Here is a 15681-nt window from a genome sequence, read left to right on the forward strand (position 1 = left end):
CTTCGGCCCAGCGCGCCACGACGTACGTCCCTCGACGAGCCCGACCACGACCTCGCGGCCGTCGACCCTCCTGACGAACCTCTCGCGCGAAAGAGCTGACGTCTCATGGCGACCACCCGTTCCCTGTCCCCGCTCTCCACCCTTCCGGCCCCCGAGCCCGACCCCGCCGAGCCCCCGGCACGGCACCGGCTGCGTGCCGTCGGCCCGGACGAGGTGCCCGACCTCGCGGACTTCCTGCCGCCGGGCGCCACCTGGCTGCCGGCCCCCCAGCACACCCTGCCGACCCTGCCGGGCCGCCCGCCGATGGTCGGCTACCTCGTGCTCGTCCCGGCCGATCAGCAGCCGCCGCTGCCGGTGGAGCCGTCGGTCGCCGAGGGCGGCGCGAACTCCGTGGTCCGCATCGACCCGGTGCAGCGCACGGCCGAGGTGGCGGGCCGCGAACTCGACCTGACCTACCTGGAGTTCGAGCTGCTGGCCCACCTGGTCGCCCACCCGAACCGGGTCCACACCCGCGACCACCTGGTCACCACGGTGTGGGGGTACGGCCATGTCGGCGACGGCCGCACGGTCGACGTCCACATCGCCCGGCTGCGCCGCAAGCTGGGCGCCGAGTACCGCCAGGCGATCCAGACCGTGCGCCGGGTGGGCTACAAGTACACGCCGCCGACCGCGCACTGAACCGTACGAGCCGTTCTGCCGACGGCTAAGCGCGCTTCCCACCGCCGACCCGCAGCGGGCAGAGTCACCTGCATGAGACTTCTGGTGCTGGGTGGTTCGCACTTCGTCGGACGGGCCGTCGTGGAGGCCGCGCTCGGGCGCGGCTGGGAGGTGACCGTGTTCAACCGGGGACGGGAGACACCCGTCCCCGGCGTACGGTCGCTGATCGGCGACCGCACCGCACCCGGCGGCCTGGACGCGCTGGCCGAGGGCGAGTGGGACGCGGTCGTCGACACCTGGTCGGCCGCGCCCCGCGCCGTACAGGACACGGCCCGCCACCTGCACGGGCGCGTGGGCCGGTACGTGTACGTGTCGAGCTGCTCGGTGTACGCCTGGGCCCCGCCCGCCGGCTACACCGAGGACGCGCCCCTCGTCGAGGGCGCCGCCCCGGACGCCGGGCAGACCGACTACGCGCACGACAAGCGCGGCGCCGAACTGGCCGCCGCCGAGGCCTTCGGCACGGACGCCGCCCTGCTCGTGCGCGCGGGCCTGATCCTCGGCCCGTACGAGAACATCGGCCGGCTGCCCTGGTGGCTCACCCGGCTCGCCCGGGGCGGTCCCGTCCTGGCGCCCGGCCCCCGGGACCTGCCGATCCAGTTCATCGACGTCCGCGACCTCGCCGACTGGACGCTCGGCGCCGTCGAGCGCGAGCTGAGCGGGCCGTACAACCTCATCAGCCCCCAGGGGCACGCCACGATGGGCGCCCTGCTGGAGGCCTGCCGGCAGGTCACCGGCGACACGGCGGAGCTCCGCTGGACCGACCCGTCGGTCGTCCTCGACGCGGGCATCGAGCCGTGGACCCAACTCCCCGTCTGGGTCCCGCCGGACACCGACCTGCACGAGGCCCTCCACCGCGCCGACGTCTCCCGCGCCGTCGCCACCGGGCTGACCTGCCGCCCCGTCACCGACACGGTCGCCGACACCTGGACCTGGCTGCGCTCCCTCGGCGGCAGCGCCCCCCAGCGCCCGGACCGGCCGGCGGTCGGGCTGGACCCGGCGCTGGAGGCGAAGGTGCTGGAGGCCGGGAGCCGCTGACAGGGGCGCGAGTGCGAGCGCCCGCCGCGGGAGGCGCCGGCGCGGACGTCACTTACGCGTCAGCGCGTCCCGCACGGCGTCGTCGGTGCGGCCCACCACGGCCGTACCGTCGTCCGCGGTGATGATGGGCCGCTGGATCAGCTTCGGATGCGCCGCGAGCGCCGCGATCCACCGCTCCCGCGAGGCCTCGTCCCGCGCCCACTCCTTCATCCCCAGCTCCTTCGCGTCCGCCTCCTGCGTCCGCGTGATGTCCCACGGCTCCAGCCCGAGCCGCTCCAGCACCGCCCTGATCTCGTCCTCGCTGGGCACGTCCTCCAGATACCGGCGGACGGTGTAGTCGGCGCCCTCGGCGTCGAGCAGGCTGATGGCGCTACGGCACTTGGAACAGGCGGGGTTGATCCAGATCTCCATGGCGTACACGGTACGCGGGCCGCCCGGACCGTGTCCCTGACGTCACCCGGCGGACCCGCTGTTCGAATTCGAGCGGTGTCGCGTGCCCCTCCTGTGGCGGGTGTGACACCCCGCCAATTTCCTCGCTCACCTGGGCATTTGACGGCCTGACGGCCACCCCGATTGTCAGTGCCCCGCAGTAGAATAGAGGCAGTGTTCGAGGGTGTTGCCGAGGCCGCCGGATGGCCACGGCGAGGCGCCCCGACCGCGACAGGAGGATGCCCGTGCCCGCTGCCGCACTGAAGACGAAGCCGCTGCCGACCCAGTCCACCGCGAAGCGTCCCGTTCTGCTCGACCTGCCGTACGCGCCCGTGCACAAGCGGCCGCTGCCGCCCGGCCGGCCGCGCGAGTGGTACGTGGCGCACAACCGCCGCCTGAAGGCGATGCGCCTCGCCATCGCCCTGCTCGACTCGGGCGTCTACGTCCCCCAGCAGGCCCGCAACGAGACCATACGCAGCGCCGCCGAGCAGATCGGCGTGCACCCGCCGTCCGACACGACCTGCCACATGGTCCGGGCGTTCCTGCGCTACAACCGGTGATCTGACCACGCCGGGTGCCCGCCCCGCCCCGCCAGGGCACGGCACCCGGCGCCTCAGCCCGCCAACTCCCGCTCCAGCGGCGTACGGAAGCGCGGGGTCAGGCGCGTGCCGCCGACCCAGCCGCGCAGCCGTTCCGCCTCCGCCGCGATCGCCGCCTCGGCCTCCCGGCCCACGCCGTCGCCGTCGAGGACGCGCCAGACGATCTCGCCGTCGGGCCGCTGCGCCCAGCCGCCGACGACCCGGCCGTCCCACCACACCGTAGGGCCGACGTTGCCGCTGCGGTCGAAGAGGGCCGCTCTCAGCTCCGGCGCCAGATACCAGTCCCGCTGCTGCCAGGCCATCGCCGTCGGGTCCAGCGCCGGCAGCAGCGCCGCCCACGGCTCCGCCGCACCGCCGGTCACCGGCTCGGCGTCACCGGCGGCCACGAAACCCGTGCCCTCGGCCAGCGCGACCTCCTGCGCCCCGATCGCGGCCAGGGCCCGCCGTACGTCGGTGACCTTCCAGCCCGTCCACCACTTCAGGTCCGCCTCGGTGGCCGGGCCGCAGCAGGTCAGCCAGCGCTCCAGCAGCTCCGCCTGCGCGGCGGCCTCCTCCAGCTCGGGGTGCGGGGGAGCGGGTGCCCAGCGGAACTGGCTCGACGTCCACGAGCCCAGCGGGCGGCCCCGCACCACCTTGCCCTCCGTGCCCAGCACCCGCAGCAGCTGGGTCGAGACCGTGTGGACGCCCTCGTAGCTCTTCCCGGCCGCGTACACGTACTGCTCCCGCAGTCGCGGCTCGTCCGTCGCCAGCTCGGCCGCCGTCGCCTGGCCCCGCCGCTCCAGCGCGGCCAGCGTCGCCGCCTCCACCTCCGCGAGCCACGCCGCGTCCGGCGCGCCGGCCGCCGCCATGTTCTTCAGCAGCCCGGCCCGCTCCTTCGCGGCCACCGCCAGGCCCGTCGACGCGTGCACCACCGCCGTCAGCTCGGCCGGGAACACGAACACCGTGCGCCGCATGCCGTGCATCCGCACCAGCGAACGGTCCTCGTACAGTGCCCGCTCCGTGTCCGCCACCGTCTTGCCCGGCTCCACGAGGCGCGCCCCCACCGCCAGGAACACCGTGGCCGGGTCCGTGCCGTGCAGCGCCACCAGCGATTCGGCGACCTCCTCCGGGCTCTGCGCCCGCGCACCACCCGCCAGCCGGTGCCGCACCCCCAGACGGACCCGCCGCTCCTCCGGCCCGACGAACCGCAGCCCAGCACCCATCCCGACCTCGCCCTCCCCGCCGTACGGAACCGCTCGTGTCTCCATCCTGCCGCGCCCCACTGACAATGCGGCGGGCTCAGTGGCCAGGGGGACGCCCAGGACCGTACGGTCGTCGACTCGCGGGAGCTACTTGGCCACCCCTGCGCGGGTCGCCGCACAGCCGCCCTCGGTCAGGCCCGTCAGCAGCGACGTCACCAGCTCCCGGCGGTCCTCGGCGTGGTCGCGCAGCCACATGCCGAGGAAGTGGTCGGCGTCGGGCAGGTCGAGGCGGCTGAACCGGGCGCGGGTGCTCAGCGCGTCCTGGACCGCCTCGGTCACCGCCGGCGGGATGACGTGGTCCGTGCCCGGCACCACCAGCACCGCGCGGCCCTCGTACGCCCGCAGCGCCGCGAGTGCGGCCGAGTCGCGCCAGCCCTCCGGCCGGCGGATGAGCGCGCTGAACCGTCCGTCGCCCTGCCCGAACGGGACGTCCCACGCCTCGGCGGCGTACACGGCGGGCGCGCACAGCCCGAGGGCCGCGACCCTGTCGCCGTAGTGGGCGGCGAGGTCGGCGACCGTCTGCCCGCTCATGCTGAACCCGACGAGGATCAGCGGATGGCCCGCGGGCACCTGGGCGTCGACCACCGCGACCGCCTGCTCGAAGCGCCGCCGCAGGCTCAACTCGGCGAGGTCACCGGTGCTTTCACCGTGCCCGGAGAAGTCGAAGGCGATCGCGCCGCAGCCCTGGGCCGTGAACTCGCCGAGCAGCGGCAGCAGTCGCTCCTTGCTGCCCTTGCCCGCGCCGTGCAGCAGCACGGCCGTGGCGGTCGTACCAGCGCTGTACGCGCCGCTGAGGCATTCACCGTCGAAGTCCTGCGTGAAGAAGGCCGGTTCACTCATGGGCCCCATTGGATCAGGCCGCCGCCGGAAAAAGGAGATGCACCCGCGGTGACCGGCTTCCTACGCTGGTAGCGCGTCGTCAAGGACGCGGACCCACACATCCACCTACACGGAAGACACCAGTCATGAGGAATCTCATCATGGCCGGAACCGTGGTCCTGGTGGTCCTGGGATTCGGTGACCACGTCTGGTGGCTGGCAGCCGTCGCCCTGCTCTACCTGTACGCACAGTACGGGCGGGGCTCGTCCGCGGCGGCCCGCGGCGGAACCCCTACGGGTTCGGCCACGGGCCCTGCGCCCGCCACCTACCAGGCGTACCGGGCCCGCCGTGACCAGCAGGCCAAGTGGGAGCGCCGCTACCGCAGGGAGCGCCCCCAGGAGGCCCGTCGCCAGGAGCGCGGCAAGTAGACCGGCCCGCCGCCGTGCACCGGCCCGCCGCCGTGGGGCGGCACCCACCGACCCGACCCACCCACGACACGGGGCTCCCGGGCGTCACAGCCCGGGGGCTCCCCACAGCGGGAACCAGCGTCCGAGGTCCTGCTCGATGCGCAGGTCGCCCTCCAGCGCGGCCCGCACCCGCAGCTCCAGCGCGTTGTCCCGCCGCTCGGCCGTGCCCGGCAGCGGCGCGAAGGGATAGAAGGTGCCCCGCTTGTAGAGGTAGACCAGCGCGAGGCCGCGGCCGTCCTCGTTCCGGAAGCCCGCCAGCGAGCACAGCAGCTGCGGGCCGAAGCCGTTGACCTCCAGGGAACTGTTCACCGCGTGCAGATCGTTGACGAGCTGGGGCAGCTCGTCGGGGGAGCGGCGCGAGACCAGCCAGGAGTAGCCGTAGGCGTCCTCCTCCAGCTCCACCGGCGGCCCCTCCCGTCCCGCGTCCGCGTCCAGCAGCGCCCGTACCTCGCGGTGCGTCTGCTCGAAGGCGGCGCCTTCGACGGTCGCGAAGCACACGGCGCCCTGCCCGGTCGGCGTGAATCCGGCCGTGACCTCCAGCGTGACCGCCGCCGACGGCAGCGCGAACAGCTGGTCCAGATCCGGCTCGACGGGCTTCGTACGGCCGAGAAGGATGTCCAGCAGCCTCATCTCAGCCGGCCCTCCCCGGCTCGGCCGCCTCGCCCAGCTCACCCGAGATCCGGCCCAGTTGTTCGAGTCGCTGCTCCAGGGAGGGATGCGTGGAGAACAGCCGCGCGAGGCCGGAGCCGGCCGCCGGGGTGAAGTAGAAGGCGTTGAAGGCCTGGACGGTCCGCAGGTCCTTCGCCGGAATCCGCGCGATGTCGCCGGTCACCTTCGTCAGCGCCGACGCCAGCACCGACGGCCGCCCCGTGAGCAGCGCCGCCGCCCGGTCCGCGGCGAGCTCCCGGTACCGCGAAAGGGCCCGGATCAGCAGGAAGCTGAGCGCGTACACGGCGGCGGACACGCCCAGCACCGCGGCGAGGACGACGGCGGTGTTCTGATCCCTGCGCCCGCCACCGAACATCTGCGAGTAGAAGGCGAACCGCACGATCAGCCCCGCGAGCACACCCAGGAACGACGCCACCGTGATCACGGCCACGTCCTTGTGCGCCACATGCGACAACTCGTGCGCGAGGACCCCCTCCAGCTCGGCCGGCTCCAGCCGCCGCATCAGCCCTGTCGTCACACACACCACCGCGTGATCGGCATTGCGCCCCGTCGCGAACGCGTTCGGCATGTCCATCGCCGACACCGCGACGACCGGGCGCGGCATGTCCGCCAGAGCGCACAGCCGGTCCACGACCGCGTGCAGCTCGGGCCACTCCTCCCGCTCCACCACCCGCCCGCGCATCGCGTACAGCGCGATCCGGTCCGAGAACCAGTACTGCGCCCCCAGCAGCCCCGCCGCGACCACCACGACCAGCACCCACGACTTCAGCAGCACGACCAGCGCGCCCACGAAGGCGACATACAGCAGCCCGAGCAGGAACAGCGTGACCGCCATCCGCGCGGTCAGCCCCCGATCACCGCGAAATCGACTGCGCACGGCCCATCACCCCAGACACAGGCACGGCCCCTGTGCCCCAGTGTGCACCCGCCGCAAGCCCTTGGGCCTCTCAGTACGGCAGCCCGGCCGCCCGTCTCAGGTGCTCGAAGCAGTACGCGTCGCCGAACAGATGCCGTGCCCGGTCCAGCAGCTCGCCCACCGCCGGGTCCCCGAACCGTACGTCCGCCTCCGGCCGCCAACCGCGCACGGACTGCCGGGCCCGCAGACGCAGCTTGAGGTCCGTGTCGTCCACGAGCGCCACCGCCGCCCGCAGCCGCCCCAGCCCGCCGCGCGCGCCGAGCAGCCGGAACGCGGCCACGCGCTGGTGCCGGGGCCGTCCGGCCTCGAGGCGCTGCGTCAGCCACGCCTCGGACAGAGCCGCGGCGGACGGCAGCAGCGCGAGGACCGTCTCGCGTACGACCCCCGGGGCGGGGTCGTCCAGCAGCGGCCTCAGCCGTGCCGCGTCCGCCACGTCCAGCATCCGCAGTCCCGCCACGGCCCGCGCCCGCACCCGGGCCTCCGGGTGCCCGAGCAGCGGCCACAGCAGAGCGGCGTCCGTCCGCTGCCCGCACTCGGCGAGCCCGATCACCGCCCCCGCAGGCACGTCCTGCGGCCGCGCGCACCGCTCCCGGTACCACGCGAGGGGGTCGTCCTCGCCCTGTCGTACGACATACCGAGCACAGGCCCTGACCAGCGCCGACCGGTCGGCGAGGAACACCACCGCCGCCTCGGGCCGCCCGGCCGCCCGCAGCGCGGTGACCCCGGCCGCCCGTGCCTGCGTGTTCCGCGCCCCGAGCAGCTCCGGCAGGACGTCGTCGTACGCCCCGCCGCGCACCACGGCGGCCAGCGCCGCGTCCGCGCACAACCGCTGTACGACGATGTCGTCGTCGCGCGCTGCGACGCGGGCCAGCTCGGCGGGGGAGAGGAGCCCTTCCGCCACGGCGAGCCGACGGGCGAAGCGCCGCACCGCCCGGTCCGCGTCGGCGTACAGCGGCTCCAGCAGTCCGCCGGGCGCGTGCCGCAGCAGTTCCCCGAGCAGCCGCACGGCATACCCGCCGTGCTTGCGCCGGCCCAGCCGCAGGACGAGGGCCGCGAGCGTCACCGCGCGTGCCGCGTCGAGCCGCTCCTCCAGCAGCCGTCGGGCCCGCTCGCGCACGGGCTCCGCCCAGTCGGCGCTGCGGATGACGACCAGCGGCAGGAGATCGGGATGGTCCCCCGCCCTGTCCAGCGCGGCCTCGCGGATCCGGCCGTCCGGGTGGCACAGGGCGAGGGCCAGCTCGGACTCGGTGAGCTGCTTCACGCGCCGCAGCCGGCCTCTTCCTGGCCGGGCGGGCAGCAGCGCCGGTGGGACGTGGCCGCGCACCCCCAGGTCGAAGGCGGTCCACCCACCCGGGTCGGTGACGTCCAGCGCCTCACGCAACGGCAGGCCCTCGGCGAGCAGCATCGCGCCCACTCCGCCGATCCAGATCTCCTCGCTCACCGGGCCGCCCCCCTCGCTCTCCCGCCCATCCGGCGATGGTAGGGCCCAGGTCGGCGGCCGGTCGCGTGAGATTCGGGGCGGGACGGCTCAGTACGGCGAGCGCGTGTTGAGGTACCCGATCACCACGATCACCAGCACCACACAGCCGAGGACCACGGCCGTGGAGACCCAGGAGGAGCGGCGCGGACCGGAGGTGGTGGGGTCGGCGCGGAAGGGGACCGGGCCGGGTGGGTTCTGCTTCCAGCGGGCCGCGAGCATACGGGCCCGGGCGGAGGGTTCCTTGTGCTCGGCGGAGTCCGCCCAGCGCAGGTCGTACTCGCGCTCCTGGTTGTCGTCGTGGTCGTGCGTCGGCATCTACGGCCCCCCGTGTCGCCTCGGACGAAGGAATCTGTGTCCCATAGAACATACGCCCGATGACGCGCCGCCGGTTCAGGGGCCGTCAGCTTCGGGTGAAGGCGGCCGCGTTCTCGACGGCCCACTGGCGGAAGGTGCGGGCGGGCCGGCCGAGGAGGCTGTCGGTGGTGTCGTGGACGACCGCGGGGGTGCCGTCGGCGGCCGCCCAGAAGTTCAGCAGGGACGTCACCATCGGCGCGGGCATGTGCGCGCCCATCTGCCGCTCGGCCTCGGCGCGGCTGATCCGCTCGACCGGGATCTCCCGGCCGAGGACGTCGGCGAGGACGGCGAGCTGGGCGCGGAAGGTGAGCGACTCGGGGCCGGTCAGCGTGAGCGCGCGACCGGTGAGGGACGTGCCGGTCAGCGCCTCCACGGCGATGTCGGCGATGTCCTCGGGGTGGATCGGCGCGAGCTGGGCGTCGGGATAGGCGAGCTGGATCGGTCCCCGGCCCAGGGTGTACGCCCAGCTCAGGGCGTTGCTGGCGAAGGCGTCGGGGCGCAGGAGGGTGCAGGTGGGGGCGGCGTCGGCGAGGGCGCGCTCGACCAGCAGGCTGTGGCGCGCGAGCGGGTCGTGCTCGGCGTCCGGGCCGAGGACGGAGGCCGAGGAGAGCAGCACGATGTGCTCCACGCCCATGGCCTCGGCGGCCTTGACCAGGTCGTGGACACCGGCGGGCTCCGGATAGAGCAGGACCTGGCGGACCCCCCTCAGCGCGGCTTCGAGGCCCTCGGGCCGGTCCAGGGCCAGCTCGGTGACCTCGACGCCGGCCGGGACGGTGAGCTCGGCGGGGCGAGCGCTGGCGGCGCGCACCGGAAGCCCGGCGGAGTGCAGGCGGGCGAGGACCGACCGGGCGATCTGGCCGCGGGCGCCGGTGATGAGCGTGGTCATGAGAGAACTCCCCGTTCGTAGGAGGCCGGGAAGGGACAGCTGGACAGCCCCATGACCCGGCGAAGACATATGCATGATTGCATGCACACGTTTTCAGGTCAACACATGTCTTCGCGGGGGTACATAGGTAGGCTGCGGCGCATGACGAAGCACGAGCCTGAATCGGCCGACGAGCTGCTGGACGCCGTCGGCCCCGCGTTCGGGAAGCTGCGCCGCTCCTCCCTCCTGGAGGTCGACAACCCGATCTCCCAGAAGGACCTCGGCCGCACCCTGGTCCTCAACATCGTCCTGGAGGCCGAACAGCGCGGCACCGGCGAAGTCACGGTCGGCGCCGTGGCCGAGCACCTGGGCGTGGACCCCTCCGTGGCCAGCCGCATGGTGTCCGACTGCATCTCCGCCGGCCACCTGGTCCGCGCCGCCTCCCAGCAGGACGGCCGCCGCACGGTCCTCCACCTCAGCCCCGAGGGCGAGGAGCTGATGGCCCGCTTCCGCCGGCACCAGCGCTCCGCCTTCGAGCAGATCACCGCGGACTGGCCGCAGCAGGAGCGCGTCGAGTTCGCACGGCTGATGCTGAAGTACGTCGCCGCGCAGGAGGCCCTCCGACGGGGAGCCACCGCCTGAAACGGCCCGAAAGACGAAGGAGGCCGCCACCCCAGCGGGGTGACGGCCTCCTCGATGATCAGCCGACCTCGGTCAGCAGGTCGTCATCGGCTCACACGTCGAAGTACAGCTCGAACTCGTGCGGGTGCGGACGCAGCTGCAGCGGCGCGATCTCGTTCGTGCGCTTGAAGTCGATCCACGTCTCGATCAGGTCGGACGTGAAGACGTCGCCCTGGAGGAGGAACTCGTGGTCGGCCTCGAGGGCGTCGAGGACGGCGTTCAGCGAGGTCGGGACCTGGGCGACGCCCGCGTGCTCCTCGGGGGCAAGCTCGTAGAGGTCCTTGTCGATCGGCTCGGCCGGCTCGATCTTGTTCTTGATGCCGTCGAGGCCCGCGAGCAGCAGGGCCGAGAAGGCCAGGTACGGGTTGCCGGAGGAGTCGGGCGCGCGGAACTCGACGCGCTTGGCCTTCGGGTTGGAGCCCGTGATCGGGATGCGCATGGCCGCCGAGCGGTTGCGCTGCGAGTACACCAGGTTGATCGGCGCCTCGAAGCCCGGCACCAGACGGTGGTAGGAGTTCACCGTCGGGTTGGTGAACGCCAGCAGCGACGGGGCGTGCTTGAGGATGCCGCCGATGTAGTAGCGGGCGGTGTCGGACAGACCGGCGTAGCCCTGCTCGTCGTAGAAGAGCGGCTCGCCGTTGGTCCACAGCGACTGGTGGACGTGCATGCCCGAGCCGTTGTCGCCGAAGATCGGCTTCGGCATGAAGGTCGCGGTCTTGCCGTTGCGCCAGGCCACGTTCTTCACGATGTACTTGAAGAGCTGCAGGTCGTCGGCGGCGGCGAGCAGCGTGTTGAAGCGGTAGTTGATCTCCGCCTGGCCGGCGGTGCCCACCTCGTGGTGCTGGCGCTCGACCTTCAGGCCGACGTTGGCCAGCTCCAGGGAGATCTCGGCGCGCAGGTCGGCGAAGTGGTCGACCGGCGGGACCGGGAAGTAGCCGCCCTTGTAGCGGACCTTGTAACCACGGTTGTCCTCCAGGGCACCGGTGTTCCAGGCGCCCGCCTCGGAGTCGATGTGGTAGAAGGACTCGTTCTCCGACGTCTTGAAGCGCACGCTGTCGAAGACGTAGAACTCGGCCTCGGGACCGAAGAACGCGGTGTCGGCGATACCGGTCGACGCCAGGTACGCCTCGGCCTTCTTCGCCACGTTGCGCGGGTCACGGGAGTACTGCTCGCCCGTGATCGGGTCGTGGATGAAGAAGTTGATGTTGAGCGTCTTGTCGCGGCGGAAGGGGTCCACCCGCGCGGTCGACAGGTCGGCGCGCAGCGCCATGTCGGACTCGTGGATGGCCTGGAAGCCGCGGATCGACGAACCGTCGAACGCCAGCTCCTCGTCGGGGTCGAACGCCTCGACGGGCAGCGAGAAGTGCTGCATGACGCCCGGCAGGTCGCAGAAGCGGACGTCGATGAACTTGACGTCCTCGTCCGCGATGAACTTCTTGACCTCGTCGGCGTTCTGGAACATCCAGGTCCTCCTACTCCCGACCGCCATGCCGGGGTGGTAGTTCGTTCGTGCGGCCAGTGCGGTGGCACACGCTCGCACCTGACCCTAGGGACGGGTGATTTCTCGGGCGTGACCCATTTGTTTCGCAGAAGTTAACCGGCTCACCTTCCACGGTAGCTCCGACACACCCCGCCGTGCTCCGGTCGAAAACGGGCGCAGTACCGTGTACGGGTGGACAAGAGGCAAGCAATCGGATCATGGCTCTCCGGGCCCCGCGCGGCCATGGAGGAAGCCGGTGCCGACTTCGGACATCCGGGTGAACAGCTCGGCCTCCCGCAGCAGGGGCCCGGCTCGATCGCCCGCCCCGGCAGGCGCCTCGGCGCCCTCGCCGTCGACTGGGGGCTGTGCATGCTCATCGCATACGGCCTGATCACCGACGGGTACGGCCAGGCCACCGGCAACTGGGCCCTGCTGATCTTCCTGGCGCTGAGCGTCCTCACCGTCGGCACGATCGGCTCCACGCCCGGCAAGCGCCTCTTCGGCCTGCGCGTGATCGCCGTCGACACCAAGACGGTGAACCCGGTGCGCGCCCTGGTCCGCTCGGTCCTGCTGTGCCTCGCGATCCCCGCCCTGATCTGGGACCGCGACGGCCGCGGCCTGCACGACCGGCTGGCCGGCACGGTCGAGGTCCGCATCTGACCTTCGTATACGCCGAAGATCGTATACGGCGAAGATCACACCATGTGGTACGCCCATGACGGTCACGCCGACGACGGTCACGCCGACGACGGTCACGTCTACGACGGTCATGTCTACGACGAAGGGGCGCCCGGTGCTGTCGAGCACCGGGCGCCCCTTCGTGTACGAGGAGTGGGTCAGCGACCCTTCGGGCCGCCCTTCGGCAGCTTCATGCCCTTGGGCATCGGGCCCTTCGGCAGCGGCATGTTGCTCATCAGGTCACCGAGGGCGCGCAGCCGGTCGTTGGTGGCGGTGATCTGCGGGCCGGTCAGGACGCGGGGGAGCTTGAGCATGGTGGTGCGGAGCTTCTTCAGCTCGACCTGGCCCTCGCCCGTGCCCACGACGATGTCGTGCACCGGCACGTCCGCGACGATGCGGTTCATCTTCTTCTTCTCGGCGGCCAGCAGGCTCTTCACCCGGTTCGGGTTGCCCTCGGCCACCAGGACGATGCCGGGCTTGCCGACCGCCCGGTGCACCACGTCCTGGCTGCGGTTCATCGCCACCGCGGGGGTCGTCGTCCAGCCCCGGCCGATGTTGTCCAGCACGGCCGCGGCGGCGCCCGGCTGGCCCTCCATCTGCCCGAAGGCGGCCCGCTCGGCCCGGCGGCCGAACACGATCGCCGTCGCGAGGAAGGCGAGCAGCAGGCCCAGGATGCCGAGATAGACCGGGTGGCCGATCAAGAAGCCGATCGCGAGGAACACACCGAGGACGCCGAGTCCGACGGCCGCGAGTACAAGACCGATCTTCTTGTCGGCCTTGCGGGTCATCTTGTACGTGAGAGCGATCTGCTTCAGTCGCCCTGCGTTCGCGGCGTCCGCCGCGGTTTCCTTCCTCGCCATGCCACGAAGTCTACGTGGCCCCGGGAGCGCCTTCGACGGCAGTGCCGGGTGGACCGGATTCAGGAGCGGGCGGCGGCCTGGTCCAGCACGCGCTGGGCCTCCACCCGGTCCTTGGCACGGCGGCGGTCCTCCAGGACGGAGGTCCAGGCGTTGCGGCGGGCCGTGCGCTGGCCGCCGCTCATCAGAAGCGACTCGACGGCGCGCAGGGCGTCGGCGAAGGACGGGATCGCGGTGGCGCGAACGGGCGCGGCCTGCATGACTGTGGGTCCCCCTCGGTGCGGGTGCACGTGGCGTGAGTAAACCGTCACTGATTGGTGTTACCAGGGCATGACCGGGGGGTCAAACGCCGATGAAACCTTTCGACGTGGACTTTCGAGGGTCCGGGCACAGCGAAGCGGCCCCGGCGTACGCCCCCATCTGCGGGGACGGCCGGGGCCGCTGCCAACTCGCCTCTACTGGCGGGTAGTTGCTTGTGCCTGAATTCACACAGCCTGGGTGGCGGTGAAGCTGCCGCGCTTCTCCTTGGCCATCTGGTACAGGCGGCCCGCACGGTAGGAGGACCGCACCAGCGGGCCCGACATCACACCGGAGAAGCCGATCTCCTCGGCCTCCTCCTTCAGCTCCACGAACTCCTGCGGCTTCACCCAGCGCTCGACCGGATGGTGGCGCACGGAGGGGCGCAGGTACTGCGTGATGGTGATCAGCTCGCAGCCCGCGTCGTGCAGCTGCTTGAGCGCCTCGCTGACCTCCTCGCGGGTCTCGCCCATGCCGAGGATCAGGTTCGACTTGGTCACCAGGCCGAAGTCGCGGGCCTCGGTGATCACCTTCAGGGAGCGCTCGTAGCGGAAGCCGGGGCGGATGCGCTTGAAGATCCGCGGGACGGTCTCGACGTTGTGCGCGAAGACCTCGGGGCGGGACTCGAAGACCTCCCGCAGCAGCTCCGGGACGGCGTTGAAGTCGGGGGCCAGCAGCTCGACCTTGGTGCGGCCGGCCTCACGGGAAGCGGTCTGCTGGTGGATCTGGCGGACCGTCTCGGCGTACAGCCAGGCGCCGCCGTCCTCCAGGTCGTCGCGGGCGACGCCGGTGATGGTGGCGTAGTTCAGGTCCATAGTGACCACGGACTCACCCACGCGGCGCGGCTCGTCGCGGTCGAGCGCCTCGGGCTTGCCGGTGTCGATCTGGCAGAAGTCGCAGCGCCGGGTGCACTGGTCGCCACCGATGAGGAACGTGGCCTCACGGTCCTCCCAGCACTCGTAGATGTTGGGGCAGCCGGCTTCCTGGCAGACCGTGTGCAGGCCCTCGCCCTTCACCAGGTTCTGCATCTTGGTGTACTCGGGGCCCATTTTCGCCCGGGTCTTGATCCACTCGGGCTTGCGCTCGATGGGGGTCTGGCTGTTGCGGACCTCCAGGCGCAGCATCTTGCGTCCGTCGGGTGCGACTGCGGACACGACCGGCTCCCTAGCGATTGATTCTTCGGCGTCCTCAAGGGTACGCCCGTGGATTTGAATGCCCCGAGCGCCGTCAGGCAGCCGGCGTCTTCTCGATCTCGCGCGGCTTGAGGTCCGCGTTCTCCAGTACGTCCTTCAGGTGCCGCTCGGCCACCGGCAGCACGTCCTCGATGGTGACCTCGCGGCCGAGTTCGTAGGAGAGGGACGTCACGCCCGCGTCGCGGATGCCGCAGGGAATGATCTTGTCGAAGTTGGAGGTGTCCGGGTTCACGTTCAGGGCGAAGCCGTGCATGGTGACGCCCTTGGCGACACGGATGCCCATGGCGCAGATCTTGCGGTCCTCGCGGCGCTGGCCCGCGTTCGAGGGCGCGTACTCGGGGCCGTTCAGCCGCGGGTCGAACTCCGGGTCGGTGGTCCGCGGGTCGAAGTCGAGCGTGAGCCCGCCGAGCGCAGGGCGCTCCTCGACCGGGTCGCCCAGCACCCAGACGCCGGCCCGGCCCTCCACCCGCGAGGTCTCGATGCCGAACTCGGCGCACACCCGGATCATCGCCTCCTCCAGGCGGCGCAGATGCGCGACCACGTCCACCGGGCGGGGCAGCTTCTGGATCGGGTAGCCGACGAGCTGGCCGGGACCGTGCCAGGTGATCTTGCCGCCGCGGTCCACGTCGATCACGGGCGTGCCGTCGAGCGGGCGCTCCTCGGGTGCGGTGCGGCGGCCCGCGGTGTACACCGGCGGGTGCTCCAGGAGCAGACATGTGTCGGGCACCTCGTCCGCGAAACGGGCGGCGTGCACGCGGCGCTGCTCGTCCCAGGCGGCCTGGTAGTCGACCATGTCCGCGCCGAACCCCATACGGACGAACCGCAGCTCACTCACGGCAAGCGCCTCCTCGAAGTCGTAAGGCATGAAACGCGCCCACGCCACTGTACGACTCCCGGTCGCACG

General features: G+C 72.0%; 18 protein-coding genes and 1 pseudogene. 6 read left to right on the forward strand and 13 right to left on the reverse strand.

The window, feature by feature from the left end:
• Positions 1-105: 105 nt before the first annotated feature.
• Together RKD23_RS27135 and RKD23_RS27140 are read left to right on the forward strand one after the other, a co-directional pair.
• Positions 106-678, forward strand: a complete 573-nt coding sequence (locus RKD23_RS27135) for a winged helix-turn-helix domain-containing protein (protein WP_424856061.1) — start codon at positions 106-108, stop codon at positions 676-678.
• Between the two features lie 72 nt (positions 679-750).
• Complete coding sequence (locus tag RKD23_RS27140) at positions 751-1752, forward strand: SDR family oxidoreductase (RefSeq protein ID WP_424856062.1); 1002 nt, start codon at positions 751-753, stop codon at positions 1750-1752.
• A gap of 48 nt (positions 1753-1800) precedes the next feature.
• On the opposite strand, the gene RKD23_RS27145 is transcribed toward RKD23_RS27140, so the two are convergent.
• Entirely contained in the window at positions 1801-2163 is a 363-nt protein-coding gene (locus RKD23_RS27145; protein WP_404034631.1) for an arsenate reductase family protein, read from the reverse strand.
• 263 nt (positions 2164-2426) lie between these two features.
• On the opposite strand from RKD23_RS27145, the gene RKD23_RS27150 reads away from it, so the two are divergent.
• Positions 2427-2741, forward strand: a complete 315-nt coding sequence (locus RKD23_RS27150) for a hypothetical protein (protein WP_424856063.1) — start codon at positions 2427-2429, stop codon at positions 2739-2741.
• Positions 2742-2794: 53 nt separating this feature from the next.
• On the opposite strand, the gene RKD23_RS27155 is transcribed toward RKD23_RS27150, so the two are convergent.
• Both RKD23_RS27155 and RKD23_RS27160 read right to left on the reverse strand, forming a co-directional pair.
• Positions 2795-3982, reverse strand: a complete 1188-nt coding sequence (locus RKD23_RS27155; RefSeq protein WP_424858346.1) for a winged helix DNA-binding domain-containing protein — start codon at positions 3980-3982, stop codon at positions 2795-2797.
• A 129-nt stretch (positions 3983-4111) separates the two neighbouring features.
• Positions 4112-4861, reverse strand: a pseudogene (locus tag RKD23_RS27160) (alpha/beta hydrolase); the annotation flags it as partial.
• A 125-nt stretch (positions 4862-4986) separates the two neighbouring features.
• Here RKD23_RS27160 and RKD23_RS27165 point away from each other — a divergent pair.
• The gene (locus tag RKD23_RS27165; RefSeq protein WP_404034625.1) at positions 4987-5268 is read left to right on the forward strand and encodes a hypothetical protein; all 282 of its coding nucleotides are present in this window, start codon (positions 4987-4989) and stop codon (positions 5266-5268) included.
• A gap of 84 nt (positions 5269-5352) precedes the next feature.
• Here RKD23_RS27165 and pspAB read toward each other — a convergent pair whose 3' ends face one another.
• From pspAB to RKD23_RS27190, 5 genes are all read right to left on the reverse strand, one after another.
• On the reverse strand, positions 5353-5937 hold the full coding sequence (pspAB, locus tag RKD23_RS27170; RefSeq protein WP_424856064.1) for a PspA-associated protein PspAB: 585 nt from the start codon (positions 5935-5937) through the stop codon (positions 5353-5355).
• A gap of 1 nt (position 5938) precedes the next feature.
• Positions 5939-6853, reverse strand: a complete 915-nt coding sequence (gene htpX, locus RKD23_RS27175) for a zinc metalloprotease HtpX (protein WP_424856065.1) — start codon at positions 6851-6853, stop codon at positions 5939-5941.
• 70 nt (positions 6854-6923) lie between these two features.
• Positions 6924-8333, reverse strand: coding sequence for a hypothetical protein (locus RKD23_RS27180; RefSeq protein WP_424856066.1), 1410 nt, complete (start codon positions 8331-8333; stop codon positions 6924-6926).
• A gap of 87 nt (positions 8334-8420) precedes the next feature.
• Positions 8421-8687 (reverse strand): hypothetical protein, encoded by a 267-nt coding sequence (locus tag RKD23_RS27185; protein ID WP_404034617.1) that lies wholly within the window; start codon positions 8685-8687, stop codon positions 8421-8423.
• Positions 8688-8772: 85 nt separating this feature from the next.
• Positions 8773-9612: an NAD(P)H-binding protein gene (locus RKD23_RS27190; protein ID WP_424856067.1), complete on the reverse strand. Its 840-nt coding sequence runs from the start codon at positions 9610-9612 to the stop codon at positions 8773-8775.
• Between the two features lie 141 nt (positions 9613-9753).
• Here RKD23_RS27190 and RKD23_RS27195 point away from each other — a divergent pair, with 141 nt between their 5' ends.
• On the forward strand, positions 9754-10233 hold the full coding sequence (locus tag RKD23_RS27195; protein ID WP_424856068.1) for a MarR family winged helix-turn-helix transcriptional regulator: 480 nt from the start codon (positions 9754-9756) through the stop codon (positions 10231-10233).
• 91 nt (positions 10234-10324) lie between these two features.
• Here the strand turns inward: RKD23_RS27195 and glnA are convergent, their stop codons facing one another.
• Positions 10325-11734, reverse strand: coding sequence for a type I glutamate--ammonia ligase (gene glnA / locus RKD23_RS27200; protein WP_424856069.1), 1410 nt, complete (start codon positions 11732-11734; stop codon positions 10325-10327).
• A 210-nt stretch (positions 11735-11944) separates the two neighbouring features.
• On the opposite strand from glnA, the gene RKD23_RS27205 reads away from it, so the two are divergent.
• The gene (locus tag RKD23_RS27205; RefSeq protein ID WP_424856070.1) at positions 11945-12412 is read left to right on the forward strand and encodes an RDD family protein; all 468 of its coding nucleotides are present in this window, start codon (positions 11945-11947) and stop codon (positions 12410-12412) included.
• Between the two features lie 176 nt (positions 12413-12588).
• Here the strand turns inward: RKD23_RS27205 and RKD23_RS27210 are convergent, their stop codons facing one another.
• The 4 genes from RKD23_RS27210 to lipB form a co-directional block, all read right to left on the reverse strand.
• Positions 12589-13290 (reverse strand): DUF4191 domain-containing protein, encoded by a 702-nt coding sequence (locus RKD23_RS27210; RefSeq protein WP_424856071.1) that lies wholly within the window; start codon positions 13288-13290, stop codon positions 12589-12591.
• 59 nt (positions 13291-13349) lie between these two features.
• On the reverse strand, positions 13350-13547 hold the full coding sequence (locus RKD23_RS27215) for a hypothetical protein (RefSeq protein WP_424856072.1): 198 nt from the start codon (positions 13545-13547) through the stop codon (positions 13350-13352).
• 225 nt (positions 13548-13772) lie between these two features.
• Positions 13773-14738, reverse strand: coding sequence for a lipoyl synthase (gene lipA / locus RKD23_RS27220; RefSeq protein ID WP_424856073.1), 966 nt, complete (start codon positions 14736-14738; stop codon positions 13773-13775).
• Positions 14739-14811: 73 nt separating this feature from the next.
• On the reverse strand, positions 14812-15612 hold the full coding sequence (lipB, locus tag RKD23_RS27225; protein WP_424856074.1) for a lipoyl(octanoyl) transferase LipB: 801 nt from the start codon (positions 15610-15612) through the stop codon (positions 14812-14814).
• Positions 15613-15681: the final 69 nt, after the last annotated feature.

The sequence above is a fragment of the Streptomyces sp. SAI-170 genome (assembly GCF_049739565.1).
Lineage (GTDB): Bacteria > Actinomycetota > Actinomycetes > Streptomycetales > Streptomycetaceae > Streptomyces.

Excerpts from the sequence above, each read along its gene's own strand:
- RKD23_RS27140 (WP_424856062.1), top strand. The coding sequence starts at position 751 with ATGAGACTTCTGGTGCTGGGTGGTTCGCACTTCGTCGGACGGGCCGTC.
- pspAB (WP_424856064.1), bottom strand. The coding sequence starts at position 5,937 with ATGAGGCTGCTGGACATCCTTCTCGGCCGTACGAAGCCCGTCGAGCCG.
- RKD23_RS27155 (WP_424858346.1), bottom strand. The coding sequence starts at position 3,982 with ATGGGTGCTGGGCTGCGGTTCGTCGGGCCGGAGGAGCGGCGGGTCCGT.
- RKD23_RS27190 (WP_424856067.1), bottom strand. The coding sequence starts at position 9,612 with ATGACCACGCTCATCACCGGCGCCCGCGGCCAGATCGCCCGGTCGGTC.
- RKD23_RS27135 (WP_424856061.1), top strand. The coding sequence starts at position 106 with ATGGCGACCACCCGTTCCCTGTCCCCGCTCTCCACCCTTCCGGCCCCC.
- RKD23_RS27165 (WP_404034625.1), top strand. The coding sequence starts at position 4,987 with ATGAGGAATCTCATCATGGCCGGAACCGTGGTCCTGGTGGTCCTGGGA.
- RKD23_RS27185 (WP_404034617.1), bottom strand. The coding sequence starts at position 8,687 with ATGCCGACGCACGACCACGACGACAACCAGGAGCGCGAGTACGACCTG.
- glnA (WP_424856069.1), bottom strand. The coding sequence starts at position 11,734 with ATGTTCCAGAACGCCGACGAGGTCAAGAAGTTCATCGCGGACGAGGAC.
- RKD23_RS27145 (WP_404034631.1), bottom strand. The coding sequence starts at position 2,163 with ATGGAGATCTGGATCAACCCCGCCTGTTCCAAGTGCCGTAGCGCCATC.
- RKD23_RS27195 (WP_424856068.1), top strand. The coding sequence starts at position 9,754 with ATGACGAAGCACGAGCCTGAATCGGCCGACGAGCTGCTGGACGCCGTC.
- RKD23_RS27215 (WP_424856072.1), bottom strand. The coding sequence starts at position 13,547 with ATGCAGGCCGCGCCCGTTCGCGCCACCGCGATCCCGTCCTTCGCCGAC.
- RKD23_RS27210 (WP_424856071.1), bottom strand. The coding sequence starts at position 13,290 with ATGGCGAGGAAGGAAACCGCGGCGGACGCCGCGAACGCAGGGCGACTG.